Genomic DNA, 26,641 nt, shown 5'->3' on the forward strand with positions numbered 1-26,641 from the left:
AAAAGGGTTAAGGCTAAATTTTCCGCCTTAACCTTAATACCTTATTTTCCCCTAAGCTAATCTCTGATTTTTCTTAACCTTTTCTTCCGTCATAATCCTTTTCAATTAGGCATGCTTTTTGAATTTAATTTTTAAAAATTCCTGTTAGGAGAGAAAGGATGAAGGTGAATTTTAACCCCAACAACCTCTATGGTGGTAATATCCTTCTCTCAGGAGTATTTAGTCAAGGTGAAGATTCCCAAGACTTCAACTTTCTTCAACTCATCCTTCTTTATTTACTTGCTAATGGAGATCCTTCCTCTCAGCCCTTTGTTTCCGCGAGTTTAGAAGAAGATCAACCCTATATTTTTGCAGAAAATAACCTTCCACCTAATCTTAAGACCTTTCAAAAAGAACAAACCCAAGAAGAGGTTTTTCCAGATTTTTGGTTTGGTATGTTTTTGGGATACTTAGCAGATAAAACAGGGGTTACCCCTGAAGCTTTATCTTATTTTATTGCTAAGGAGGGTTTGCCTGAGGGTTCTGGTTTAACCTTAGAAATGTTTCCTTTGGATAAAAACAGGCTTTACGAAGGATTAAAAGACCTTTTGTCTTCTTCTAATCTTAAGGAAGATTTTTTTGGTTGGCTAAACCAGAAAATAGAAACAGAGATAAAAGAAGACCAAAACATTGCTTCTTTTTTAGTTCCTTTTAAGCAGAATCTTGCTGATTTAACCAAGGGAATAGCCTCTAAGGAGGTATCAGGGCTTAAGTTAGGCTCACCCCAAGAGGAGAATTTAGAATTTAAAGGCTTGTTGGCTAAGCTTGAGGATAAATTAAGAAATGAGGTATTTACGGATAAAAGGTTTTTAGATTTAAGGACGAAACTTTTAGAAACTGTAAAGACGATAGGGGCTCAACCACAGGAACATCTTGTAGCCAATAACCAGGAGGTTTTATCCGATTTAAAAGAAATATTTTTACGGAAGGTTAGCTCTTTAGTAGAGGCTGAAGTCTCTGGAAAAGACCAAAAAGTTGAGGGTTTAAGGTTGACCGGAGAACCGATAGAAAGTTTTAGAGGTTTGTTAAATAAGGTTTCAAAAGACTCAAGGGGATTAGATAAAAGTTCTGAGGTTTTTGAGAACACCATAGGAGAAACTAAAGGGAAAGAGGTTCTTTTGGCTGATGGAGTAGCTTTTTTAAACAAAAAGCAAGGTAATTATGACGAAAGACAGGGGGATTTAACTCGTTTTCAACTGTTTTATCATCAGGTTTCTCACCTAAAGGTTGACGGAGCCCAGCAGATAAAAGTTGAGACCATTAGGTTTTTAGAAGGAGAAAAAATGTCCCCTCAGTTTTTTGAGTTTGTAAAAAGGTTTTCGGCAGAAGTCCTTCCTGAAGGAGAAAAAAGGGCCTATGTAAGGCTTGAACCCCCACATCTTGGAAGTCTTGATTTAGAAATTAAGGTCCATGAAAAAGAGGTAATGATAGTCGCAAGGGTAGAAAAAGAAGAGGCCTTTCGTGAACTTCAGGCAAACGTTGAGGCAATCAGGGAAAGTTTAAAAGAACTTGGTTTGTCTCTTAAGGATTTTCAGACCCAACTCAACTTAGGGACAGGATACCAAGGTTTTGACAGGGAGGATTTTGAGAAAAAGAGGTTTGCTAACAATTTTGGTCAGGGTTTGGAAGACCAAAAAGAAGATGTAGAGGTTTTAAACCCTCAAGAGGTTTTGAGAAACTTAAAAGGAAAACATTATTTTATCGTTTAGGGAGGGAGAAGTATGGCTACCATTCCAGTTAACGCTACCAGTTCTACCATAAGTTCGGTAAAAAGCGATTCTCAGAACAACATAAGGACCCCTAAAAAGGTCTTACAAAAAGATGATTTTATCAAACTTTTTATCACCCAACTTCAATATCAGGACCCGATGAAGCCACTTGAAAACAACGAGATGGCTATTCAGCTTGCCCTGTTTAACCAGGTAGACCAGCTTTTTAACATCAACGATACCTTGAAAAGTTTGGTTGACCTTGGGAAAAACCTTAACCTGACCTATGTTTCGAGCTTGGTAGATAAAAAGGTAAAGGTAGATTCTAACATAGGAAGGGTAGAGCAGGGTCAGTTTTTAGGTGGTGAGTTTAAGGTTGAAGGGTTGGCAACCGGGGTTGAAGTCTTAATAAGAGACTCTAAGGGTAACTTAGTAAGAAGGTTAACCCTTTCAGACCTTAAGGAAGGTACCTATAAAATAGAGTGGGACGGAAAAGACCAGGCAGGAAATCCTGTGCCTGATGGCAATTATACCTTTTCTATCTTAGTTTCAGATGGAAAGACGATAAATTCAGTTAAACCAACGATGGTTGCAAGGGTTACCGGGGCTAAGTTAGGAGAGGAAAACAAATTGGTAATAAATGGAGCTCAGGAAATCGCCTTTTCAGACATAAAAGAGTTGATAGGGGGTTAAGATATGGGACTTTTTGGAACGATGTATATAGGATATAGCGGGGTTTTTACCACCTCTATGGGGATGAATGTAGCCGCAGACAACATCTCTAACCTTAACACCACCGGGTTTAAAGGAAGTAGATATGAGTTTGCTAACTCTTTGGTAGAGGCTTATGCCGAAACCTTTCGGAAAGAAAAAGGTTTAGGAAGCAATGTAAAAACTATAAGAACTCTTTTTACTCAGGGAGCCATCGTTACCACCGATTCTCCTACCGACCTTGCTATTTCAGGAAAAGGTTTTTTTGTGGTTTCAGACAAAAAGGGAAACCTTTTTTACACCAGGGACGGGCAATTTTTTATCAATCAAGTAGACGAACAATATCTTGCTTTACAAAACAGCATGGGACTTTATCTCTTAGGTTCAGCCCCTGAGGCAACCTCAGCCGATTTAAACGACCTTAAGCCTTACCTTATTCCTAAGGTTATGCCCCCTAAGGGGACCTCTAACATAGACCTTCAGCTTATATTTGACAGCACCAAGCCTATGGAAACCATAGACGACCCTCTCTGGCAAAACTATGATGCTACTTCCTCTACCATCATAGAAGACCAGAAGTTTGATTATGTTTTTGATTTTTATGGATACGACACCCTTGGTAACAAAACAAACTTTAAGCTTTACGTAGACCGCACTGATAACAACAACGAGTATGAACTTTTGTTTGCCCTTGAAGACCCAACCTTAGACGGAAGAGGCACCGGTAAATATCAAGGGGCTTTTCTTTATGGAAGATTATCCTTTGGAGGAAACGGTGATGTAGTAGGGACTCAATTTTGGGAAATATCTAATCCTTCTTCTTTTGACCCTACCACTGACCCCCCGATGGATTTAACCACCCTTGGTAGACCGCAGTTTCAGGTAAATGTAGGAGGCGCAACTCAAACCATTACCCTAAACCTTGGTTTTAAGGTTGAACCAGACGGAAGCATTACCAGGTCTACTAACCCAACCAAACTTCAGGCTAATCCTTTTGCACAACTATATTTTAACCAAGACGGCTATCCTATAGGGGTTTTTGACAAAATAGAAGTAATTACTGAAGAGGGTAAGGTTGTTGCCTGGTATACCAACAACAAAAACATAGAGGTTTCAAAGATTTTTTTGGCAGATTTTTCTGGTTATGAGGAAAGCCTAATCAAGGTGGGAAATGGGCTTTTTATGGCAAGAGAAGGAGCTCAGCCCTTTATTTTTTCTCCTGGAGTGTTTGAAAGAGGAAGGCTTCTTTCCGGAGCTCTTGAAAACTCAAACGTAGACATAGCCTCTGAGATGGTTAGCTTGATTACCCTGCAGAGGGCTTTTCAAATCAACACCAGGGTTATAACCACTGCAGACCAAATGTTAGAAGACTTTTTAAGTAAACGATAAAAAATCCGATAAAATATAAGGGGGTGATTTTATGGGTTTAACCGATGCCTTGTTTACAGGAACAAGTGGGTTAAGAGCCCTTGGACACGGTATGAGTGTGATCGGAGACAATGTCTCAAACCTTAACACCACGGCTTTTAAAGGTGCAAGAATCTCCTTTAGCGATGTTATGGCACAAAGCATAAATACAGGTGCTGGTTCAGGTCAGCTTGGAAGAGGGGCTAGCATACAGGCACTTTACTCACTTTTTAATCAAGGTTCTTTTGAATCTACCGCCAACCCAACCGATATGGCTATCGCTGGAGCAGGTTTTTTTATCGTTAAAGACCCTAAAAGCACAGGAAATGTCTTTTATACCAGAGACGGACAGTTTATAGTTGACAGAAATGGATATCTTGTTAATGCAGCTGGTTTGAGGGTTCAAGGTTGGAGGATAGATGAAGTGACAGGAGATATAACCGGTGCCATAACTGACATTCAAATCGACCGTTCTTCTCCACCTGTCAAAACCTCAAAAATAGACGTTATCACCAACTTAGACGCAAGGGAAGAAACAAGGACTAAACTTATTTTTTTAAGCGGAAACCTTTATGACGACCCCTCAGACTCAACCTATACTTATTTCCCTAACACAGGTTATTATGAAGTAGTAATTAGAGATGTAGACGAAAAGGACAACAAAATAGGAATAAAGCTTGGTTATAACGCTGCAACCCAAAAATGGGCTTATGAAATCTATAATTTGGATACCAACCAGATGATAACCAGCGCCACAGATGTTACTTCAACCAGAGTAATCTTTGAACTTCCTACTACCAAAGAAATGATAACCTTTGATTGGAGTGGAATTACCCATGTTAGCGGAACTAACGATATTAAAATGCCTGGAAGGACAGGAAGGATAGAATTATATGATAATATATTCCCAGACCAGTGGGTAACTATTGATTTTATAGCTCCTACAGACCCCCAAGTGGTAGATGCAAATGGCACCCAGAGAAAATTGCGGATCTACATTAAATACGATAGCAGTGATGGTAGATGGGATTACAGGGTTTTCGAAAACCCTGCAAACACTCCTGCAACTAATCCAGATGATCCAACCCAAGAAACAGGGACCCTCCTTGTAAAAGGAGATAACTCTGATGAGACCAACATTTTCTTTTTCCTTGATGGAACTACCCAAAGAATAAACCTCGATTGGTCCAATTTAAATCCTACTGGTGGTACCCCTACCGCTAAGGTTTTTACTTTACAAGAAACTGATACCCTTCTTTCATATTGGGATGCAAGACAAGATGTTCCTATCCCCTCTACTGCCTATTCTTACAGGACCACCCTTACAGTTTATGATTCTTTAGGTACTCCTCATGAGATAACCGTCTATTATAACCCAACTACTAAAGATAACGTCTATGAATTTTTGGTGGCTTGCAACCCAAACGAAGATGTAAGGGATTTTACCAAAGATGTCCTTCCTATGCAATGGCAATATGAAGAGGGTACGATTACTCAAAACCTTCAAATTCCTTCTGGCAATCTTACAGCCCAAAGTTTAAAAGGGGTTTTGATGTATGGAAGGCTTGAGTTTGACAATCAAGGAAACGTAAAAAAGTTTTATGAAACCTACAGAATAGATGCCAATACAGGAGCTTTGGTACAGGTAATAGATACTTCAGGTAATCCTGTGGCAGACCCAATAGATAAATTTTCAGCCCTTGGGGCTCATGGTTATCCTGTTATGATAGCCGATTTTCTTGGGATAGAATTTCCTTATGATATCTATCCTCCCAATTCTCAAGATCAAGGGTTGGTCAGAAACGACCTTCAACAGATAGAATTAAACTTTGGATACTTTTTTAAAGATTCTTGGAGGTCTGAATCTGTAAGAACTACCCAATACGCCACATCTAACGCTACCATTTTTTATGACCAAGATGGTTTCGGACCAGGAGCCTTAGAAAGTATAACCGTTGATAATCAAGGAATAATTACCGGTAATTACTCTAACGGAAGGGTCATTCCGCTTTGGATGGTTTCCCTTGCCAATTTTAACGCCCCTGAAAGACTTCAAAAAGTAGGAGGCAATCTATTTAAAGAGACCACCCATTCAGGTCCTCCGGTTACCGGGAAACCTGGTAGCAACGGCCTTGGCACCATCGCCCCTAACTCTATAGAACAGTCTAACGTAGACTTGGGAGAACAGTTCGTTAAGATGATCATCTTCCAGAGAGGATTTCAGGCAGACTCTCGTATCATCACCGTCTCAGATACCATGCTTGAAGAGTTAATCAACCTCAAGAGATAAACCTAACCTTTCCCTGGGAAGGTACTCTAACCTTCCCAGGAATTTTTTAATTGTCATTTTTTTTTCAGCACGACAAACGATAACCAAGACTTTTATTTTATGTAGAAGCCTTTAACACCATAAGTCTAATAAAAAATAACAAAAGAGAAAAAAAACAATAACCAAATTTTTAAAAGAGACTTGACTTTTTGGAAAAATTATTTAAAATAATTTTTAATTAAAAAAAATAATAAGGAGGTTTGACATGAAAAGTTTAAAAAACACTCAAACAGAAAAAAATCTTTTGATTGCCTTTGCCGGAGAGTCTCAAGCTCGTAACCGGTATACTTTCTACAGCTCTATAGCTAAAAAAGAGGGTTTTGACCAGATTGCTTTTATCTTCGAAGAAACAGCTAACCAAGAAAAAGAGCATGCTAAAAGGCTTTATAAATTTTTAGAGGGCGGAGAGGTAGAAATTACCGCTAAGTTTCCTGCAGGAAAGTTAGGTAATACTTTAGAAAACCTGCTTCATGCCGCAAGCGGAGAAAATTATGAGTATAAAGTTATGTATCCTACTTTTGCCAAAATCGCAAGAGAAGAGGGTTTTGACGAAATAGCCAAGGTCTTTGAGGCTATAGCCATAGCCGAGCAGTTTCATGAAAAAAGATATCTTGCTTTGGCGAACAACCTTAAAGAAGGCACAGTTTTTAAGAAAAAAATAGAGGTGATTTGGAGATGTAGAAACTGTGGCTATATCCATAAAGGCCTTGAAGCCCTTGATAAATGTCCTTCCTGTGACCATCCTAAGGCTTACTTTGAATTGATCTGCGAAAACTGGTAAATTAGGTAATAGATGTTTAGTATATGTTTAGGGGGCTTTTAGCCCCCTAATTTTTATCTTTTAAATTCAAGTTTTATTCCCAAGGTTTGGGGCCAGGCTTTAACACCCTTTATCTCTTCATATTCTTCATCAAGAAGGTTTTTCCCCCAGAGACAAAGGCTTATTCCATTTTTAATCTGTTTTTTCAACTCAACGTTTACCAAGTAGACCTCTTTAGATCTATAAGGTTTTCTTAAGTTTGCACCGATTATTAAGTCTAATTTTCCAGGAAGCTGGGCGTAAAAACCTCCTACCAAGTTATGTCTAAAATAGGCCCCTTGATATCTTGCTGACCCCAAATTGCGTGCTACTTGGTTTAAATAGGTATAACTTAAAAATGGTTTTACCTTGGCTAAGTCTATGGTTAAGTCTAAAGTGGTTCCAAAGGTTTTTAACTCTTCTATGTTTTGAGCCTGAGTGATGGTTCCTTTTTTTATCCAGTCTATGATGTCCTTTCCTATTCGATAAAAAACCGTTCCTGAAAAGGAGATTCTTTGGTTTTTGTAGTCAAGCCCAGCTTCAACGTTATAAGCTTTTTCATGATCAAGAGATGGATTACCCTTGGTATAAGGAGAATCATAATAAAGCTCGGTAAAACTTGGGGCTCTGTAAGAAAAACTAAAAGAGGTTCTGGTTTTAAGGTTAGGTGTGATTAAATAGGCTAACCCTAAGTAATAGGAGAAAAAGTCTTCGTTTTTAGCCAGGCTGTCATACCTAACCCCAAGACTCGGAAAGACCTTTTCTCCTATCTTAGGATATACCCAAAAGTAAGCCCCTAATCCCTGTCTGACATGGTCTCCAAGCCTTGAACTGTCAAGGCTTTCATAAGAGGCCTCCATCCCAACCACATAGTCAGCCAAACTCCTTTCTAACCTTAAAGGTAGGTTGGTTCTCAATACCTGCGATTTGTGCGTGTTTTTATAAAAATCAGGATTTCTCCGGTCAAGAAGATAGGTATCGTAGTGTATTCTATAAAGGAAGGTTGGTTCAAAAAACCAAGAGTTTCCTCCAAAGTTTTTTTTAGCCAAAAAAAGATGGGTCCTTGTTTCCTCCCATTCGGTATCATATTTAGTAGTATAAAAGTTTTTTGCCCCAAAGTCCTTTTCTTGAAAACCATAAAAAAACAGCTTTTCCTGATCCTTTAGATAGAGGTTAAAAGTTCTTATGTCAAAATCCCTGTTCCAGATAAACCCGTTTGACTTTTGCTGAGAAAGATTGACCCCTATAGGGGTTTTTCCTAATTCAAGACCTATAGAACCTTTTATTTCCCAGAGGTCATAGCTTCCATACCCACCTGAAAAGAAAACCCCTTTTTCCGGTTTTTTAAGATTAAAATTAACCGCCCCACCAAATCCACCAGGTCCATAAAGGGCACTTGCTCCACCGGCTAAAACCTCTATAGAAGAAAGCTCTTCGTGGGTAAAAGGAAGGTTCATCAGATGATGCCCTGTCTGTGGGTCAGAAAGCCTTATACCTTCAAAAACTACTAAATTTTGTTCAAAAGTAGACCCTCTAATAGAAAGGTCTTGTTGAACCCCAAATTCTCCCCTTTCTCTAAGCTGCAAACTTGAAAATTTTTCAGGTCCTAATTTTAGCTCCCACCCTTCTCTTAACACCTTTACCTCTTGAGAGGTCCGCTCTATGGGTTCAGTGCTTGCAGGTGCAGTTACCTTAACCTCTTCAAGAAAGACCGAAGGAAGCTCACTTTTTGAAATTTCTGCTTTGGCATTAGCAGTTATAAACCCAAACAAAAACCCTACCACTAAAAACCCTTGTCCTCTCTTCATCTTTCTACCCCTTAACCACAATTTGTAGAAGGAAATTTTGTTAACCTAAAATTTAAAAAAGGTTAACATAAAAACCTGAAAAGTCAAGCAGGCTTTGTTTAGCAAAATACAAGTTTTAGCCAGGTTTTTAAAACTTTTGTGCGCGGTTAAAGTAAATTTTTTGAAATACCTTTCTCGAAAATGGGACTATCTCATTAAATTTCTCTGGGCATATTATTTTAGAGGCTTAAACTTTTTGTTTTGACTTCTAAGGTGGAAAAACTTTGAAGGGTAGAAGAACTTTAAGAAAAATAAATAAAAAGGGGGGTAAGAAAACTTACCCCCTAATGTTTTTAAACCTATAAAAATTTATCTTAAGGCTGAGCGTCCCTTTTCAGTAAGGCTATATTCATCTCCTTCTAAGGCGACAAATCCAGCCTCAACAAGTTCTCTTAATGAGCTTCTTACCTGAAACAAAGGTCTTTTAATAAGCTCTGCCATTTCAGAAGCATTAAGTTTACCTTTTTCTTCTAAAATTTTTAAAAGTCCAAGGGCTCTTTCACTAAGTTTTCCGTCAGGGCTTACACATCCTGTAGACATCTTATTTTTTCTCCTTTAGCCTAATTTTTTCTTGCAGAAATACCAGTCGATACATTCATAACCTTGTTTAAACCTGTTTACTGCCTCTTCATAGGTGGTTGGAGGCGGTACGATAACCTTGGTGTTTTCTTCGGTAAATTCCCATACTTGAGGCTCAGGCACCCAGTCGGCAGGAGTAGCAACCCCATGTTTATCAGCGGTTTGTAAAGCATCTATCAACCTTAAGATTTCTCTCATGTTTCTTCCGGCAGAAAGAGGATAATAGATGATAGCCCTGATTTTTCCGTTAGGGTCTATGATGAAAACCGCCCTTACCGTAGCGGTTGAACTCTCTCCGGGATGAAGCATCCCATAGAGTTTAGCTACCCTTCCGTCAGCATCTGCTACTATGGGGAAAGGAATCTCTACACCGGTTTTTTCCTTAAGGTTCATCGCCCAAGCAATGTGAGAAAACAGACTATCTATACTTAATCCTAAAAGCTGAACATTTCTTTTGGCAAACTCTTCGTTGAGCTTAGCAAAGGCTAAAAATTCGGTAGAACAAACAGGAGTAAAGTCTGCAGGGTGAGAGAAAAACACCACCCATTGCCCCTTAAAATCCTCTGGGAACTTGATAGGTCCCATCGTAGTCATCGCCTCAAAAGCAGGTGCTTGGTCTCCAATCCTTGGCATACTGATTACTTCTTTTACTTCTTCCATACTTCACCTCCTATAATTATTTTTAACTAAAAACTAATTTAGTATAAAAGATAATACAGGAAAAAATTTTGTCAAGGGGGTCTGATATAATTTACGGTTTATCTTTTTCTTTGAAAAAATGTTTTAAAACTTATCTTTGGGTGTAAAACAGGTTTTTTAGAAAAATTTTTTTGAAGCTCTTGACAAACTTTAAAGTTTATGTTTAAAATTGAAATTTAAAATCAATTGCTTTTGTTGGTTTATCTTTTAAAGGAGGTATTGGTTTATGACGGTTGTAGTCATAGGAGGCCATGATCGGTTCAAAAGTCGATTAGAAGAACACGCTAAAAAACAAAAAATTAAGCTTAAGTTTATCAACAGATTTTGCCCTTGTGCCCAAGATGCTATATCCTCAGCAGACTATGTAATCGTGATTACCGGTTGTGTATCTCATGAACTTGTCGATATAGCCAAAAGGTGCGCTAAAGAAAGATGTATTTTCTGCCAGAAAAAAGGTCTTTGTAAAATAAAAGAAATAATCAGAGAATTAAAAATTTCCTGTCAAGAAAATTTTTTAAAGATTAATTGAGATTGAAATGCAAAATCTATAACAAAGTAGGAGGTAAAAATGTTTAAAGGTAGAGAGGAAAAAAGGACGATTCCTCTTGCTCTTCTAAGAGAGGGTGAGGTGGGAAAGATCTATTCTATGCCTGATTTGATGGAAAACATAGACTTTTCGGGTGGCAGAAAAGGCTGTGGTGGTCGGGGAAATTGTTTTAAAGGGAAAGGGAATTTTTGCCAAAGGATAGTTTCTATGGGATTAAAGCCTGGACAGATGGTCGAGGTAAAACAAAATCAACCAGGTAATCCCATCCTGCTAAAGGTGGGAGAAAGCCTAATAGCTCTAAGTCGGAGGATTGCTATGTGGATAATGGTTATAAAAAATGACTGAACATTTTAAAAGGAGGGAAAGGATGAGTATACGGAGGTGCAAGAGTTTTGTAGTTTATCCCTTATCTAACTTTCCTTTAGGTGAGGTGGCAGAAGTAGTATGTATTTCTTCTTTAGACTTAAAATTAAGGTTAAAAAGTATCGGGGTTATAGAAGGAACACTTTTAGAGGTCGTTTATCAGGATCCAACCGGAGAACGGATGGTAATTAAAATCAACGAAACCAGAATAGCCCTTGATAAGGACATTCTTAAACATGTTTTGGTGAGACCATTAAAAACCTCTTATGAAACCCTAAGGGAGTTGGTAAGACTTGACCATCTAACCGGGCTTTTAACCAGACAGTTTGCTGAAAATCTTTTAAAGAGAGAATTAGCCAACCCTCCTTATTGTTTGGTTTTAGCAGACATAGATAATTTTAAGAAATTTAACGATACTTTTGGACATCAAGCAGGAGATCAGGTTTTAAAGGAAGTGGCTCAGATTGTCAAAAACAATCTTAGAAAAACCGACCTTGCTGTTAGATGGGGTGGAGAGGAATTTGCTATTTTTCTAAAAAATACCTCTATTGAATTAGGAAGGTCGATAGCAGAACGTATAAGGAAGGCTGTAGCCAATCATGTAGTCTGGTGGCAAGGGAAGGCTTTAAAAGTTACTTTAAGCTTAGGAGTTTGCGGAAGCCCTCCTGTAAGACCCTTAGAAGTGATTTTGGAAATAACCGACAAAGCTCTGTATCAAGCCAAAAATTCTGGGAAAAATTTAGTTTCTGTTTGTGAGGGGTAGGTTTATGTGGGCTAAACAGTGCTTTTATGAACCTGAAATCAAAGAACTTTGTTGTCAGGTCAAAAAATGTAAAGAGTTGAGGGTTACTATTCATCAGATTTGTGAGGTTTTGACTAACCTTATGGAAAGTAAAGACTGTTTTACCAAAAATCACTCTGAAAAAGTGGCAGTGTTTAGTTATATGCTTGCCTTAGAATTAGGGTTGCCTCCTGAGGTTGCAGACTTTATACATATTGCAGGGCATCTTCATGATATAGGAAAGTTCGCTCTACCCGATGAAATCTTAAAAAAGCCAGGACCTTTGACAAGAGAAGAATGGGTATTGGTTAAAAAACATCCTGTTATAGGGGCAAAGTATCTTGAAAGTATAAAAATCTTTCAGGGGAAAGGTGGGGTGATAGAGATGGTGCTTTACCATCATGAAAGATGGGATGGTAAGGGATATCCTTATGGTCTTCGAAAAAGAGAAATACCTCTTGGAGCAAGGATTATAGCCGTGGCTGATGCTTTTTCAGCGATGGTAGATAAACGTCCTTATCGAGAACCTTTAAGTTTTAATGTTGTTTTAGAAGAACTAAAACAAGGAGCAGGTTCTCAGTTTGATCCAAACATAGTAGAGGCTTTTTTTAGCATAGAAGAAAAAGTAAAAGCTTATTTAGATTTAATATAAAAAACTTAAAAGGAGGAGGTAAGCTGATGCCAAGGCTTTCGGAATCAAAGGTCGGACAAAAGGTAAAGGTGCTTTCTTTGGAAGGGTCTCCTTCAGTAAAGCAAAGACTAAAAGAGATGGGGTTAACCCCTGGGGTTGAGCTTCAGGTGGTTAGGGTTGCTCCCCTTGCCGATCCTATCGATGTGGTGGTGAGGGGATATCATTTATCGATAAGAAAGAAAGAAGCAGAATTGATCAAAGTGGAGGTGCTTTCATGAAAGAAATCAAAATAGCCGTAGTAGGGAACCCAAACACCGGTAAGTCAAGTTTGATCAACGCTATCGCAAAAGCAAACCTTCAAGTAGGTAACTGGCCAGGGGTAACCGTAGAAAAAAAGGAGGCTAAAGTTTCTTATAAAGGATACACCTTTTACTTTGTTGACCTGCCTGGTGCTTATAGTTTAACCCCTTATAGTATCGATGAAACAATCACCAGAGATTTTCTTTTTTTGGGGGAATATGATGTCATTTTATGCGTCGTTGATACCACCAATCTTGAAAGAAATCTCTATTTTGTAATTCAGCTTATGGAGCTTGAAAAACCCTTAGTGCTTGCTTTAAACATGTTTGATGAAGTCAAAAGACTTGGTTATAAAATTGACATTCCTCTTTTAGAAGAAATGCTTGGAGTAAAGGCTATACCTACGATTGCAATAAAGGAGCAAGGAATTGAGGACCTTAAAGAAGCCTTGATAGAGGTTTTTGAAAAAAATCTTATTCCTAAAAGATTACCTTACGGAGAAGATTTAGAAGAGATGATAAAAAAAGTTAATAACCATCTTAAGGCACTTAATCCAGATTTAGAAAAGGTTAGTTTAGGTTTAATTTTAAAGATCTTGGAAGAAGACGAAGAAGTCTTAAATAAAATAGGACTAAAGTCAGAGAAAAACGAGATAAAAATTATAAGCAATCATATTAAAACTGTTCATGAAGTAGAACTTAGCGATTATCTTCTTGACGTTAGATATGGTTTAGCAACCGGGATTACCAAAAGGGTCCTTCAGCGTCCGGAAATCCGAAGAGAAACCCTTACAGAAAAGATGGATAAAATTTTTTTAAATAGAATCTTAGGATTACCTTTGTTTCTTTTAATCATGTGGTTTGCTTTTAAGGTCGCGTTTGATATAGCCAATCCTTATGTAGATTTTTTAGACAAGGCTATTAATGAAATTTCTAAAAAATGGATAGAGGCAGCGCTCTCTTTTGTGGGTGCAGCAGATTGGGTAAGTTCTCTTGTGGTTGATGGTATCGTAGGGGGTGTGGGGACTGTTTTGTCTTTTATTCCTGTGATCGGGATGATCATGCTTATGATAACCTTTCTTGAAGCAACAGGATATATGGCAAGGGCTGCCTTTCTTATGGATAGGATCATGCGTTCTTTTGGCCTTCAAGGAAAAGCTTTTATACCCTTACTTATGGGTTTTGGTTGCAACGTGCCTTCTGTTTATGGTTGTAGAACCATGGAACAAGAACATGAAAGAAAACTTACCATGTTTATAATACCTTTTATGTCTTGTGGGGCAAGACTTCCTGTTTATGCTTTGTTTGTCTCTGCTTTTTTTGCCACTCATTCGGCTGAAGTGCTTCTTTTTCTCTATGTGCTGGGTATCGTAGTGGGTCTTACCATAGCGATTATCCTTCACAAAATCTATTTTAAAGGAAGCAGTGCACCTTTTATCATGGAACTTCCACCGTATCGTATGCCTACTTTTAAAAACCTTGCTATTCATACCTGGCTCAAACTAAAACATTTTATAATAAAGGCAGGAACTTGGATTTTGGCTTTTAATGTCCTCGTATGGATGTCATTAAACCTTCCTTGGAAGCCTGAGAACCCAGAAGATTCAATTTTAGGTAAGTTAGGACACGCGATAGCCCCTGTTTTTAAGCCTCTTGGTTTTGGGGATTGGGCAAGTAGTGCGAGTTTATTGACCGGTTTTCCTGCAAAAGAGGTAGTTGTTTCAACCATGGCCCAGATTTACGGAAGAAGTGAAGAAGGAAAAGAAGAAAAGACTTTATCTCTTAAAGATGACCTAAAAGATTTAGTCCTAACTTTTGCTGAAAAAACCAAAGAGGCTGGGCTTAATTTAATCTCCTCTTTTAAGGTGGTTACTATTTCTGCAGAATTGTCAGAAGAAGGTGTAGGGATTTTATCTGAGCTCCAAAACAGGTTTACCCCTGCTTCAGCCCTTTCTTTTATGGTTTTTACCCTTCTCTATTTTCCTTGTATGGTTTATGCAGCAGCCGTTAAGACTGAGACAGGATCCTTTAAGTTCGTTTTGCAAATTATAGGTATAACCTTGATAGCCGCCTGGATAGTTTCTTTTTTGGTTTATCAGTTTGCAAGATTGATTTTTTAGATTTTTTCTTTTATAATTAAAAATGTTATGAGTTTTAAAAAATGATGAGATTTATGTAATTTGTACAAAATTTTAAGACAGGAGGATACTTATGAAAAAGGGTTACGTAACTGCTTTAGCTTTAGGTTTGGTAGTTTGTGGGTTTTCGGGTAAGGTTAAAGCCTACGAAGTCAACGAAAAACTTTCGATCGAGGCAAACCTAACCGGGGTTTATCAATGGTTAGACCAAAAAAAGGGAGATTTTAAGAATGAAGAAAAGGGCTCTGCGGTGCTTGATGTAAGGATTACCTTTACACCTACAGAAAAAGACGAATTCTCTATAAGAGGTAGTTTGGCTAAAGGAAACGGATTGAAAAAAGTAAGCCCTTTTATACTTTCTCCTAATGCTGACGACCTAAGGGATGACCTTCATAACATCAATAACCGTTCAAGAGATCACCTTCAGGAACTTTGGTATGCAAGGACTTTTGATCTACCAGGCAATTCAACCCTTAAAGCAACCTTAGGAATCATAGATTCTACCGCTTTTATCGACCAAAACCGGTTTGCTAACGATGAGTTAACCCAGTTTATGAACGAGGCCTTTGTAAACAATCCTTTAGCCAATCTGGTAAGCTATGATTATGGGGTAGCGTTAGAATGGACTAAAGGGCCCTTTTCTATAGGACTGGTCGGTATGCAAAGTAAAACCGAGGAAAGCGATAACCCAACTTTTGATAAAAGGACTTATAACTACTATGCAGCCCAGATAGGTTATAAACTGGAAACCTCTCTTGGGGAGGGGAATTACCGGATTTTTGCCTTTACCACCAACAAGCGTTTCCCCGATTGGAAAGAAGAGAAGAAAAAGGCATTAAAAGGCTGGGGTATTTCTATAGACCAAGATTTGATAAAAGATAAGCTTGGGGTTTTTGCAAGGGCGGGTTTCCAAGACGATGATGCCCAAGTAGATTATAAGAGTATGTATTCCTTAGGGTTGGCCTATAAGTTTAATCCTTTTGGTAAAAAAGATTTTGAATTAGGGATAGGTTATGCCTATCTTAAAGCCCCTTCAAAAAATGAAGAATTAAAACACACTAAAGCTATAGAAGCCTATCTGGCTATTCCTCTTTATGAAAAAGAAAAGGTCTTTGCTTCAACCCTTACGTTTGATTGGCAATGGATGCAAGATAAGCTAAAAGACGAAGAAAACCCAGAAAATAAAGGCAATATCTTTGGTGTACGGTTAAACTTTACTTTTTAAAAGATAAAAAAATTAGGCGGCCTCTTTCAGTCTAAAGGAGGTCGCCTTTAAATCTTGAGGTTCTTATTTTTCTGTTCAAATCTTTTCACAGTTATAATTTCCTAAAATCAAACTTTAAATTTTTCTTTTTTAAAATCTTGAAATTTTTTAAAAAAAGTATTAATTAAAAAGTGTTAAAACTATATCGGAAGGAGGTAATGAGATGGCTGTATGGAAATGTAGTTCCTGTGGGGAGACAAAAGAATCAAGGTGTAAGCCTAAAAAATGCCCTAAGTGTGGAGAGATGAACACGATGGTAAAACAAGAGACTGAACCCTCTCAAACCTCTTCTTGTGGGTCTAAGAAAAAGGGATGTAAGAAGGTTGGTTAAATCGTTTAAGATGTTGGTGGCTACCTGGAACGTTAATTCCATAAAGACGAGAAAAGACCAGGTTTTTGAATTTTTAAAGGAGGTCTCTCCAGACCTCCTTGCTTTACAAGAAACCAAGGTAAAAACTGAGGAATTTCCTTATAATCTTTATCAAGAGATAGGGTATTATGTAGTGCATTCTGGAGGGAAGGGTAGAAACGGGGTGGCTTTACTTACTAAGTTCGTCCCTCAAGAGATTAAACAAGGGTTTGAGGGGATAGAAGGGGCAGAAAGTTTTCCTGATGCCGTAGAAAGGCTTGTGGGAATAAAGGTTGAGATATCAGGTTTTAGTACTTTATGGGTTTTTTCGGTGTATGTGCCTAATGGAGGCCAACCTGAGTCTGATTATTACTATTATAAAATTAGCTTTTTCTGGAGGCTTAAGGAGTTTTTTGAGAAAAATTTTTCTCCTCAAGACCATATTATACTTATGGGAGATTTTAATGTAGCCCCGGAAAACCAGGATGTTTTTGACCCAGTTTTATTTGAAGGACATATCTGTTTTACCGAAAAGGAGAAAAAAGCCTTTTTTGAACTTCTTTCTTTTGGGTTTTATGACGCTTTGAGGTTTAAACATCCTGAAGCAAAAAGAGTTTTTACTTGGTGGGATTATCAGTTTGGAGCTTTTAAAAAAGACCAAGGCATGCGTCTTGACCATATTTTGATAACCCAACCGATTTTAGAGAGGTTAGTCGAGGTTTATGTAGAAAAGAAATATAGAGCTAAGGCTAAGCCTTCAGACCATGCCCCGGTTATTGCTAAGTTTTTGTTTTAAAGGGTTTCCCAGTTAAGACAAGAAGGACAAACCCAGGTTACCCCGCTTCGAGTAAACATCCTTTGGTTTTCTATAAAACAGGTTTGGCAAATAGTAAGCCCGCAGTGAGTACAGAAATAACAGAAGGGCTGAGGGGTCCCGCAAAAATCACATACCCCAGCCCCAACCTTTTTCTTTAAGTTTTTTTCTTTAATCAGCGGGAGATAACACTCCCTTTTTTCATCTTTCATCTAATGCCTTTCGGTATAAGAAGAATTTGGGCTAAAAGAACCATCAAGCCTTGCGGTTTTTCTTTCGTTAAACTCCTGTTGTTTCCCTTTGTTCCAGTTTTGAACCGGTCTAAAATAACCTACAACCCTGCTGTAAACCTCACAGGAAACTACCTTAACCTTTTGTTTTTCTTTCATGCTAAACACCTCCTTTTTTAAGCTCTTTCTTATAACTTTAAGCTTGTGCTATACTAAACTTTTGGATTAAATCTACAGGAAGTTCTATTTCAACCCCAAACTTTTTTAAGTCTTCTTCAGTGTGCGGTAAAGGGCAGAAGTCATGTCTTCCAGGTAGGTATCCATGTACAGGGCATACTGAAAACGTAGGCGTGATGGAAAAATAAGGTAGCCTGAAGTTTTCTACTATGGTTTTTACTAGTTCTTTTACCACCGAGGTCTCTGTAATCTCCTCACCGACAAAAAGATGAACCACCGTTCCTCCGGTAAAAAGCACCTGTAGATCGTCTTGATGGGTAAGTATCTCAAATATATCGTCTGTATAGTTGACCGGAAGGTGACAAGAGTTAGTATAGTAAGGAGCATCCTCTGTTCCTGCAGTTTTAATCCTTGGGAATTTTTTCTTGTCAATTTTTGCCAATCTGTAGCTTGTGCCTTCTGCAGGGGTTGCCTCAAGGTTGTAAAGATTGCCTGTCTCTTCTTGGAAAAGACTTATTTTTTCTCTCATGAATTTTAATACCTTTATCGCAAACTCCTTAGCCTCTTTATCATAGATAGGTTTTCCTAAAAAGTTTATGCACATTTCGTTTAACCCAACCAGCCCTATGGTAGAGAAGTGATTGGCCCAATAGGCCCCTTTAGCCTCTTTTACTGAACTTAAATAAACCCTACAATAGGGATAAAGCCCTTTTTCTGTAAAATCTTCTATCACCTTTCTCTTAATCTCTAAGGAAACCTTAGCAAGTTCCATCAATCTTTCTAACCTTTCAAAAAGGTCCTCCTCACAGGTAGCAAGATACCCAAGTCTTGGCATGTTTATCGTAACCACACCGATGCTTCCTGTAAGAGGATTAGCCCCAAACAACCCACCTCCTCTCTTTCTCAATTCCCTTTTATCAAGCCTAAGCCTACAACACATAGAAAAGGCATCCTCTGGGTCCATGTCAGAGTTTACGAAATTGGCAAAATAGGGGATACCATACTTTCTTGTCATCTCCCAAAGAGGTTCATATTCAGGATTTTCCCAATCAAAATCTTTGGTAATGTTATAGGTAGGAATAGGAAAGGTAAAAATCCTTCCTTTAGCATCACCTGCCATCATCAGCTCACAAAAGGCCCTGTTAATCATAGACATTTCTTTATGAAACTCCTCATAAACACTTTCTTGCGGCTTGCCCCCTATGATAACCCCCATGTTAGCAAAGGCCTTAGCTGGTTTTAAATCAAAGGTAAGATTAGTAAAGGGGGTCTGGAAACCTACCCTGGTGGGCACGTTTAAGTTGAACAAAAATTCTTGCATACACTGTTTTACTTCTGGATAGGATAATTTGTCCCATCTTACAAAAGGGGCAAGAAGGGTGTCAAAGTTAGAAAAAGCTTGAGCTCCTGCACCCTCTCCTTGAAGGGTATAGAAAAAGTTAACTATCTGACCAAGGGCAGACCTAAAGTGTTTAGGCGGGGCGCTTTCAACCTTTCCACTAACCCCTCCAAATCCTCTTAAAAGTAAATCATAAAGGTCCCATCCCATACAATAAGCCGACAAACAACCTAAGTCGTGGATATGAAAATCCCCCTCTCTATGGGCTTCTGCTATCTCCTTAGGATAAAGCTTTTCTAACCAATACCGAGCAACGATAGAAGAACTTACATGAAAGTTTAAACCTTGGAGGCTAAAACTCATGTTAGAATTTTCTTTTACCCTCCAGTCTTCATTGCCTATGTATTCTTCTATTAAATTAATACCATCAACCAAAGCCTGCCCTATTTCTCTGGCTTGACGCCGTTTTTCACGATAAAGAATATAAGCCTTGGCTACCTCAGGAAACCCCTTTTCCATTAAAGTCTTTTCTATGATATCCTGAATGGTCTCTACATGAGGGATATCGCCTTTTTTAAAGTAGTTTCTGTAAAGAAATATAGATACAGCATCGGCTATTTTTTCAGCATCTGCCTTGGTTCCTATATTAGTAGCCTTCATGGCCTTATAAATGGCGTTGATTATTCTAAAACGCGAAAAAGGTACCACCTTTCCTGTTCTTTTTCTAACTAACGGTTCCATTTAACCTCCTCCTATTTTCTACAATATATAGTATTTTTTTTAAAAAAACACCACAACATTTAGTTTGTTTATTTTTTAAATTAACTCTCTATAGTTTTTTGTCAAGTGGGATTTGGAGAAGGTTATTTTTTAGTTTTGTGCTATAATAAAAAACTAATATGAGTTTATATCGACCGGTAAGTCTTGATGAGTTTATAGGGCAATCAAGGATAAAGGAAGAACTTAAGGTCTATATTCCTTCTGTAAAAGGTCGACAGGAGGTTTTTCCTCATACTTTTTTTATTGGTGCTCCAGGTCTTGGTAAAACCACTTTAGCGAGGATTATAGCCTTTGAACTTAGAAGAGACCTTAAAATAACCTCGGGGCCTGTGCTTGACAAAACAGGCACCTTAGCGGCAGTCCTTACCAACCTTAAGGAGGGGGATATTCTTTTTATAGATGAGATTCATCGTATGCCTAAGGTCTGTCAAGAAGTGCTTTATGCAGCGATGGAAGATTTTGCTTTAGATATCGTAATCGGCAAAGGTCAGGCAGTTAAGACCATAAGGCTTAGTCTTCCGAGGTTTACCCTTATAGCAGCCACCAACAAACCTAATCTTTGTTTAGCTCCTCTAAGAGACAGATTCCAGTTGGTTTTTAAACTTAATTATTATACTGATGAAGAATTAAGGGATATCATTCTTAAGGTAGGCAAGGCTTGGGGACTTCACATAGAGGAAGAGCCGGCTTTAAGTTTAGCTAAAGCTTCAAAGGGTATCCCTAGGCAGGCGTTAAACTTACTTAGAAGGTTAAAAGATTTTGCTTGGCTAACCCTTAATCACCCAAAAGAAATCATTAAAGTAGACAAAAAATTAGTAAAGGAGTTTTTAAGTCTTTTAGACATAGATGATTGGGGCCTTACTCCTGAAGATAGAAAATGTCTTCTTACTTTGTATAAAGAGTTTAACGGAGGCCCGGTAGGGTTAAATTCTCTGGCTCTTTCTTCAGGGATAAGCGTTGAGGAATTGGAAAGTATTTATGAGCCAGCGCTTATTAGGTTAGGGATGGTTGCACGCACAAAAAAAGGAAGGGTTCTTACTCAAAAAGGCTATCTTTATCTTAAAGAAAGATTTGGTATCAACTGTTGGGAGGAAAATTTATGTCTCTTTTCAAAATAAGCCCTTATGCGCTAAAAGAAAAGAAAGGAAAAGAAACTATAGTTGCGGTAACCGCTTATGACTACACCTCAGCTCAGATAGCTGAGGCGGCAGCGGTAGATTTTGTGCTTATAGGTGATTCAGCCGCGATGGTGATGTTAGGCCATGAAGACACTTTTTCTATAGGAATGGAAGAGATGCTTCTTTTTTGTAAAGCCGTTAGTCGAGGAGCCCCTGATACTTTAAGAATAGGGGACATGCCTTTTTTGAGCTATCAGGTTTCAAAAGAACAAGCGGTTTATAATGCAGGTTTGATGGTTAAAGAGGGAAGATGTCATGGGGTTAAGGTAGAAGGTGGGGAGGAGGTAGCTTGTGTGATAGAGGCTATCGTAAAGGCAGGAATCCCTGTGCTTGGCCATATAGGTCTTACTCCGCAAAGGGCGGCTGAGCTTGGTGGGCTTAAGGTGCAAGGCAAAACCTTAGAAAGCGCAAAAAAATTGATAAAAGACGCTAAGGTTTTAGAAGAAGTAGGGGTTTTTGGGATAGTAATAGAGTGTGTACCTGCTGAGTTATCTAAGGTAATAACCGAAAAAGTAAGCGTTCCTACGATAGGTATAGGGGCAGGTCCGTTTACCGATGGACAGATTTTGGTTTTTCACGATATAATGGGATTGTTAAAAGGGTTTAGACCAAGGTTTGTAAAAAACTATTTTGATGGGTTTAATACCTTTAAGGAGGCTTTAAGTCAATACGTTAAAGAGAGTAAAGAAAAAATCTTTCCATCTGAAAAAGAAAGTTTTAGCCTTTCTCAAGAAATTTTGCAAGAATTGTTAGTAGATTAAGGGTTGTTTTTATAAAAATTTGGTGTAAAGTTTTTAAAATTCTAAAAATAGTAGAGGGGAGTGTTGTGTTATGGCTAAGGTTAAAATGAAGACCAACCGCTCGGCTGCTAAAAGGTTTAAAGTTACTGCTAATGGTAAAATTATGCATAAAAAGGCTGGAAAAAGCCATCTTCTTAGGAAGAAAAGTAGAAAAACTAAAAGGCATCTCAAAGGATACAAAGAAATTTTTGTTGGTTTTTATGACCATATTGCTAAGGCTATCGCCGATAAGTTTTAGTTTAACTTTTTAATTTTACAGGAGGGAAAGGTTTATGCCAAGGGCTAAAGGTGGTTTTAAGACCAGAAGAAGGCATAAAAAACTTTTAAAATTGGCTAAAGGTTATTGGGGACAGAGGAAAAACGTTTACAGAAGGGCCAAAGAGACTGTAGAAAGGGCTTTGGTTTATGCCTATAGAGATAGACGCCAAAAAAAGAGAGACTTTAGAAGGCTTTGGCAGATAAGGATTAATGCTGCTGTTAGACCTTATGGTTTGAATTACAGTAAGTTTATGGGAGGTCTTAAAAAAGCAGGGGTAGACCTTAATAGAAAAGTTCTTGCCTATCTTGCGGTAACCGAGCCTGAAACTTTTGCCAAGTTGGTAGAAGTAGCTAAAGCTCAGTGGCAATGATGGTAGAAGAGGAACTCCAACAGCTTAGAGAAGAAGCCCTAAAAGAGATTGAAAGCCTATCTAATCTTGAAGATCTCAATGTTTTTCGTCTAAAATATTTAGGGAAAAAGGGGGGCCTTACCGGCTATTTAAAAAAGCTGAAGGACCTTCCTTTAGAAGAAAAAAAACGTATCGGTAGTATTTTAAACGAGTTAAAAGACCAGTTAGAAATTCTTTTAGCAGAAAAAGAGCAGGAGATTCTTTTTAAACAAGAGGATGTTCTTACAGGTTTAGACCTTTCTCTTCCAGGAAGGAGGCCTTCCTTAGGCGGTCTTCATCCTTTAACCCAGATTATTCAGGAAATTTGTGAGGTGTTTGGACGTTTAGGTTTTGATGTGGTTCAAGGCCCTGAGGTCGAAACTGAGTATTATAACTTTACTGCTTTAAACATTCCGGAGTGGCATCCTGCGAGAGACATGCAAGCTACATTTTATCTCAAAAACGGGGCTATACTGAGGACCCACACCTCTCCTATTCAAATAAGGACTATGCTTGAACGTAAACCTCCTTTGAGGATCATCGCCCCTGGAAAAGTTTATAGGTGTGATGATGATGTTAGACATTCTCCGATGTTTCATCAAATAGAAGGATTGATGGTAGACAAAGAGGTCAGTTTTTCTGACCTAAAAGGGGTACTTACCTATTTTGCCAAAGAGGTATTTGGAGAAAGGACTAAAGTTAGGTTTAGACCAAGTTATTTTCCTTTTACAGAACCAAGCGTTGAGATGGACATAAGCTGTGTGATTTGTAGCGGAAAAGGTTGTAGGGTATGTAGTGAAACCGGTTGGTTAGAGATTTTGGGCGCAGGAATGGTTCATCCCGAAGTGTTTCGGTCGGTAAACTATGATATTTCTTTATGGCAAGGGTTTGCTTTTGGACTTGGTATAGAAAGGATTGCTATGATAAAGTATGAAATAGATGACATTAGGCTGTTTTTTGACAACCATCTGTATTTTCTTGAGTGTTTTAAATAAAAAAATTTTTTAACCTTTAGCCTGAGACAGGAGAGCCTTTATGAAAGTTCCCGTCAGTTGGCTTTCAGAATTTATTGACCTTCGAAAATCTCCGGAAGAAATCGCCGAAATTTTTACGATGGGTGGTATTGAAGTAGAGGCAGTAGAAAACCCCTATGAGCGTTTAGGAGAAGTAGTAGCGGTAAAAATTTTAGAGGTTTTAGTGTCAGAAGACCTTAGGGAAGTAGCCCTTTGTAAAGTTACTGACGGAAAAGAGGTTTTTACGGTTTTTACCACAGCTAAAGATCAAGTTAAGCCAGGACTTGTCATTGCTTTAGCTAAACCTGGAAGCATTACCTTTTCAGGAGAAAAGGTAGAGGTAAAAAAGGTAAAAAAATATCAATCAGAGGGGATGTTTCTTTCTCCTTATGAGGCTGGTATAGGCCCTGAAAAAGACGTTTTATTGATTTTACCAGAGGGTGCTCCGTTAGGAACGTCTGTTTATGAGATTTTAGGTATAAAAGAGGCGGTTTTAGACCTTGCGGTAACCCCTAACAGGGGAGATGTGCTTTCTGTGCTTGGTGCTGCAAGAGAATTGCATTTGCTTACTTCCTGGGAATTTAAACTTCCTTCTTTTGAAGACTACCTTAAAGGAGGGAAATATTTTAAGGGAAAAATAGAGATTTTAGAGCCAGAAGGATGTTTTAGGTACATAGGTAGGACTTTTGAGAACGTAAAAATAGGTGAAAGTCCTTTTTACATACAAAAAAGGTTGTGGGAATGTGGAATAAGAGCGATAAACAGTGTGGTTGATGTGACCAACTATGTGCTTTTAGAGTTAGGACAGCCTTTACATGCTTTTGATTGGGACAAGGTAAATGGGCAAACCATTGTTGTTCGTAGGGCCTATCCTCAGGAAAAACTACTTATGCTTGACGGTATAGAAAGGGTCCTTACAGAGGAGGATTTGGTTATAGCCGATGCTGAAAAGGCGCTTGTGCTTGCAGGTATTATGGGAGGAGAGGATTCAGGTGTTACAGAGCAAACAAAGAACCTTTTTTTAGAGGCTGCTTGGTTTAACCCGAAATGGATAAGGATGAGCTCTCAGAGACACAGGGTTTCAACCGATAGTTCTTATCGGTTTGAAAGAAACATAGACCCTGAAGGATTGCCTTTAGCGGTGTTAAGAGCTACTCAATTAATTTTAGATACTGCAGGGGCTGAACGTTTTTCTGAGATGGTAGACCTTTATCCTAAACCTTATGTCTATCCACAGATTTTATTATCTCAAAAAAAAGTTGAGAAATACTTAGGCTTTTCTCTTCCTATGGGAGAGGTTAAGGATCTTCTTGCCAAGGTAGGCGAGGTAAGGCCAGTAGGAGAAAACTTTGAGGTAAAACCTTATTCTTACAGGCAGGACCTAAAAATACCAGAAGACCTGATAGAAGAGATAGCTAGAGTATATGGTTATGAAAAAATACCTACTACCTTTCCTAAGGCAGAGCTTTGGGCTAAAGGTAAAAATCTAACTCTCAAGTTAGAGGAGAGGATAAAAGAGCTTTTTAGAGCTTTTGGGTTTTTTGAGGTAATTAATTATAGTTTTATAGACCCTAAGGATTTAGAAAGACTTCATCTAAGCCCTGAAGACCCAAGGTCTAAACCTTTAGAAATAGCTAACCCTCTTGCTTCTAATCAGTCGGTGATGAGGACTACCCTGGTCCCAGGGCTTATCAGGACGGCTTGTTTTAATTTTTTTAGAGAGGTAAACTCCCTTTCTATTTTTGAGACTGGCAAGGTGTTTTTCCCCACAAAAGATGTCCTTCCTTACGAGCCTTTACATCTTGGAATTTTATTGATGGGGCAAAAGACCACAGAGGCCTGGTATCAACAACCAGAGAGGTTTGATATCTACGACCTGAAAGGGGTTTTGGAAGAGTTTTTTGAAACTTTAAACCTTGAAGTGGAGTTTAGATCTTATTCAGAGGAACCTTTCTTGAAACGTGGAGTTTCTTTTGACCTTTATGTTAGAGAAGAAAAAATCGGTTTTGCAGGAGAGGTAAAACAAACGGTTTTAAAGTCTTTTGACCTAAAAACCAACGTTTTAGTTGGTGAAATAATTTTAGAAAAAGTTTTAAAACATTTTACTTCTTTAAGCAACATAAAAAAAGTTAAGAAACCACCTAAGTTTCCTTCTACTACCAGAGATGTAACCTGTGTGCTTGATAGAGAAATTAAGGTAGGAGATGTTTTGCATTTTATTCAGACTTTATCTGTACCTTATTTAGAAAAGGTTAGTTGTATTAAAGTTTATGAGGGTCCACCTATTCCAGAAGGCCAGAAAAGTGTGAGTTTAAGGTTTTGGTATAGGGCTGATGATAGGACTTTAACCGATGAGGAAATCAATCGGATACAAGATGAGGTCGCTCGAAAAATTTTTACTACTTTTAATGCTAAGCCAAGATGAAAAAAACCATCACCAAAAAAGAAGTAGTAGAAATTTTGGCCGAAAAAACCGGCCTTTCTAAAAGGACCTTAGGAAAGATAGTAGAAGAAATCCTTGAAGAGATAAAGCTCGGATTAGAAAGAGGGGAAGAGGTTCAGATAGTAAGGTTTGGAAGTTTTATTCCTTATAAAACTAAAGAAAAAATAGGGAGAAACTTAAAAACCGGAGAGGTTATTAAGGTACCTTCTTTTAAAAAAATTAGGTTTAAGATAGCCCCTCAGTTTAAAGCTGAACTCCAAGATGAAACCTAAAAAAGAAAGTCTTTATGTTCCTATTTCTGAAGTTGCTCAGCTTTTAAACGTTAAGACTCATGTGCTTTACTACTGGGAAAAAAAAATTCCTCAACTCAAACCCTATAAGATTTCTAACAGAAAGTTCTATAAAAAAGATCAACTTGAGCTTTTATTTAAGGTTAAAAAATTAGTAGAGGAAGGTTATACCTTAGAAGGGGTTAAAAAATCATTAAGTCTTAAAAAATTGGAACAACCAGCCCTTTTTAATCCTAAAGAAATCATTACTCAAGAAAAGGTTTTAAGAAAGGTTATCAAAGAGGTCTTAAAAGAGCTAAAGGATATCTACAGGTCTCTATAATTTCTAAGAGATTTAGCCATCTCTTTTAAAAAATTTAGGTTTGCAGGCAAAGGCTCGGTAGGATTAAAAATTATTTTTGTATTAGTAGATTTTTAGAAAATTTTTTTAAAATGGATT

Annotated in this window: 26 protein-coding genes and 1 pseudogene; 22 read left to right on the plus strand and 5 right to left on the minus strand. The window is 38.1% G+C overall.

The genetic code is table 11. From position 1 onward, the window contains the following. The first annotated feature begins 158 nt into the window (after positions 1-158). The 5 genes from F1847_RS00825 (at position 159) to rbr (ending at position 6,976) form a co-directional block, all read left to right on the plus strand. A complete protein-coding gene (locus F1847_RS00825) occupies positions 159-1,748 on the plus strand; it encodes a flagellar hook-length control protein FliK (RefSeq protein WP_150071223.1) in 1,590 nt (529 codons plus the stop codon). A gap of 12 nt (positions 1,749-1,760) precedes the next feature. Further along, on the plus strand, positions 1,761-2,441 hold the full coding sequence (locus F1847_RS00830; RefSeq protein ID WP_150071224.1) for a flagellar hook assembly protein FlgD: 681 nt from the start codon (positions 1,761-1,763) through the stop codon (positions 2,439-2,441). A 3-nt stretch (positions 2,442-2,444) separates the two neighbouring features. Continuing rightward, entirely contained in the window at positions 2,445-3,848 is a 1,404-nt protein-coding gene (locus F1847_RS00835; RefSeq protein ID WP_150071225.1) for a flagellar hook protein FlgE, read from the plus strand. 31 nt (positions 3,849-3,879) lie between these two features. Then, positions 3,880-6,156: a flagellar hook-basal body complex protein gene (locus F1847_RS00840; RefSeq protein WP_150071226.1), complete on the plus strand. Its 2,277-nt coding sequence runs from the start codon at positions 3,880-3,882 to the stop codon at positions 6,154-6,156. A gap of 244 nt (positions 6,157-6,400) precedes the next feature. Beyond that, complete coding sequence (rbr, locus tag F1847_RS00845) at positions 6,401-6,976, plus strand: rubrerythrin (protein WP_150071227.1); 576 nt, start codon at positions 6,401-6,403, stop codon at positions 6,974-6,976. A 53-nt stretch (positions 6,977-7,029) separates the two neighbouring features. Here the strand turns inward: rbr and F1847_RS00850 are convergent, their stop codons facing one another. The 3 genes from F1847_RS00850 to F1847_RS00860 all read right to left on the minus strand — a co-directional run bounded on the left by F1847_RS00850 (position 7,030) and on the right by F1847_RS00860 (position 10,080). Beyond that, entirely contained in the window at positions 7,030-8,802 is a 1,773-nt protein-coding gene (locus tag F1847_RS00850; protein WP_150071228.1) for a TonB-dependent siderophore receptor, read from the minus strand. A 348-nt stretch (positions 8,803-9,150) separates the two neighbouring features. Continuing rightward, positions 9,151-9,381: a hypothetical protein gene (locus F1847_RS00855; protein ID WP_150071229.1), complete on the minus strand. Its 231-nt coding sequence runs from the start codon at positions 9,379-9,381 to the stop codon at positions 9,151-9,153. A 15-nt stretch (positions 9,382-9,396) separates the two neighbouring features. Then, the gene (locus F1847_RS00860; RefSeq protein ID WP_150071230.1) at positions 9,397-10,080 is read right to left on the minus strand and encodes a peroxiredoxin; all 684 of its coding nucleotides are present in this window, start codon (positions 10,078-10,080) and stop codon (positions 9,397-9,399) included. Positions 10,081-10,345: 265 nt separating this feature from the next. Here F1847_RS00860 and F1847_RS00865 point away from each other — a divergent pair, with 265 nt between their 5' ends. From F1847_RS00865 to xth, 9 genes are all read left to right on the plus strand, one after another. After that, the gene (locus F1847_RS00865) at positions 10,346-10,648 is read left to right on the plus strand and encodes a DUF2325 domain-containing protein (protein WP_150071231.1); all 303 of its coding nucleotides are present in this window, start codon (positions 10,346-10,348) and stop codon (positions 10,646-10,648) included. 39 nt (positions 10,649-10,687) lie between these two features. Next, on the plus strand, positions 10,688-11,011 hold the full coding sequence (locus F1847_RS00870) for a FeoA family protein (protein ID WP_150071232.1): 324 nt from the start codon (positions 10,688-10,690) through the stop codon (positions 11,009-11,011). 22 nt (positions 11,012-11,033) lie between these two features. After that, entirely contained in the window at positions 11,034-11,792 is a 759-nt protein-coding gene (locus F1847_RS00875) for a GGDEF domain-containing protein (protein ID WP_168194228.1), read from the plus strand. A gap of 4 nt (positions 11,793-11,796) precedes the next feature. Further along, positions 11,797-12,462, plus strand: coding sequence for an HD-GYP domain-containing protein (locus F1847_RS00880; RefSeq protein ID WP_150071234.1), 666 nt, complete (start codon positions 11,797-11,799; stop codon positions 12,460-12,462). Positions 12,463-12,488: 26 nt separating this feature from the next. Continuing rightward, positions 12,489-12,719, plus strand: a complete 231-nt coding sequence (locus tag F1847_RS00885; RefSeq protein ID WP_150071235.1) for a ferrous iron transport protein A — start codon at positions 12,489-12,491, stop codon at positions 12,717-12,719. After that, entirely contained in the window at positions 12,716-14,860 is a 2,145-nt protein-coding gene (feoB, locus tag F1847_RS00890; RefSeq protein ID WP_150071236.1) for a ferrous iron transport protein B, read from the plus strand. Before F1847_RS00885 ends, feoB begins: the two co-directional genes overlap by 4 nt. 91 nt (positions 14,861-14,951) lie before the next feature. Then, on the plus strand, positions 14,952-16,103 hold the full coding sequence (locus tag F1847_RS00895; RefSeq protein ID WP_150071237.1) for a carbohydrate porin: 1,152 nt from the start codon (positions 14,952-14,954) through the stop codon (positions 16,101-16,103). Between the two features lie 202 nt (positions 16,104-16,305). Next, positions 16,306-16,473, plus strand: coding sequence for an RCKP-type rubredoxin-like domain-containing protein (locus tag F1847_RS09180; protein ID WP_168194229.1), 168 nt, complete (start codon positions 16,306-16,308; stop codon positions 16,471-16,473). Beyond that, positions 16,466-17,287 carry an exodeoxyribonuclease III gene (gene xth, locus F1847_RS00900; RefSeq protein WP_150071238.1) on the plus strand — a complete coding sequence of 274 codons (822 nt, stop codon included), beginning with the start codon at positions 16,466-16,468 and terminating at the stop codon, positions 17,285-17,287. Before F1847_RS09180 ends, xth begins: the two co-directional genes overlap by 8 nt. On the opposite strand, the gene F1847_RS00905 is transcribed toward xth, so the two are convergent. Further along, the gene (locus F1847_RS00905; protein WP_240702803.1) at positions 17,284-17,517 is read right to left on the minus strand and encodes a hypothetical protein; all 234 of its coding nucleotides are present in this window, start codon (positions 17,515-17,517) and stop codon (positions 17,284-17,286) included. The two genes, xth and F1847_RS00905, sit on opposite strands and share 4 nt — an antisense overlap. Next, positions 17,518-19,792 (minus strand): annotated as a pseudogene (locus F1847_RS00915) (ribonucleoside triphosphate reductase). It lies immediately after the preceding gene. Between the two features lie 158 nt (positions 19,793-19,950). On the opposite strand from F1847_RS00915, the gene ruvB reads away from it, so the two are divergent. The 8 genes from ruvB (at position 19,951) to F1847_RS00955 (ending at position 26,524) form a co-directional block, all read left to right on the plus strand. Then, positions 19,951-20,949: a Holliday junction branch migration DNA helicase RuvB gene (gene ruvB, locus F1847_RS00920; RefSeq protein WP_150071241.1), complete on the plus strand. Its 999-nt coding sequence runs from the start codon at positions 19,951-19,953 to the stop codon at positions 20,947-20,949. Next, positions 20,931-21,770 (plus strand): 3-methyl-2-oxobutanoate hydroxymethyltransferase, encoded by an 840-nt coding sequence (panB, locus tag F1847_RS00925; protein ID WP_150071242.1) that lies wholly within the window; start codon positions 20,931-20,933, stop codon positions 21,768-21,770. Before ruvB ends, panB begins: the two co-directional genes overlap by 19 nt. 70 nt (positions 21,771-21,840) lie before the next feature. Beyond that, positions 21,841-22,047, plus strand: coding sequence for a 50S ribosomal protein L35 (gene rpmI, locus F1847_RS00930; RefSeq protein ID WP_150071243.1), 207 nt, complete (start codon positions 21,841-21,843; stop codon positions 22,045-22,047). Between the two features lie 34 nt (positions 22,048-22,081). Next, positions 22,082-22,438: a 50S ribosomal protein L20 gene (gene rplT, locus F1847_RS00935; protein WP_038060172.1), complete on the plus strand. Its 357-nt coding sequence runs from the start codon at positions 22,082-22,084 to the stop codon at positions 22,436-22,438. Then, complete coding sequence (pheS, locus tag F1847_RS00940; RefSeq protein WP_150071244.1) at positions 22,438-23,451, plus strand: phenylalanine--tRNA ligase subunit alpha; 1,014 nt, start codon at positions 22,438-22,440, stop codon at positions 23,449-23,451. The genes rplT and pheS overlap by 1 nt, the downstream gene beginning before the upstream one ends. Positions 23,452-23,491: 40 nt before the next feature. Continuing rightward, positions 23,492-25,894: a phenylalanine--tRNA ligase subunit beta gene (gene pheT, locus F1847_RS00945; RefSeq protein WP_150071245.1), complete on the plus strand. Its 2,403-nt coding sequence runs from the start codon at positions 23,492-23,494 to the stop codon at positions 25,892-25,894. Beyond that, a complete protein-coding gene (locus F1847_RS00950) occupies positions 25,891-26,184 on the plus strand; it encodes an HU family DNA-binding protein (protein WP_150071246.1) in 294 nt (97 codons plus the stop codon). The genes pheT and F1847_RS00950 overlap by 4 nt, the downstream gene beginning before the upstream one ends. Continuing rightward, on the plus strand, positions 26,174-26,524 hold the full coding sequence (locus tag F1847_RS00955) for a MerR family transcriptional regulator (RefSeq protein ID WP_150071247.1): 351 nt from the start codon (positions 26,174-26,176) through the stop codon (positions 26,522-26,524). The genes F1847_RS00950 and F1847_RS00955 overlap by 11 nt, the downstream gene beginning before the upstream one ends. The last annotated feature ends 117 nt before the right edge of the window (positions 26,525-26,641 follow it).

Source organism: Thermodesulfobacterium sp. TA1 (assembly GCF_008630935.1).
Lineage (GTDB): Bacteria > Desulfobacterota > Thermodesulfobacteria > Thermodesulfobacteriales > Thermodesulfobacteriaceae > Thermodesulfobacterium.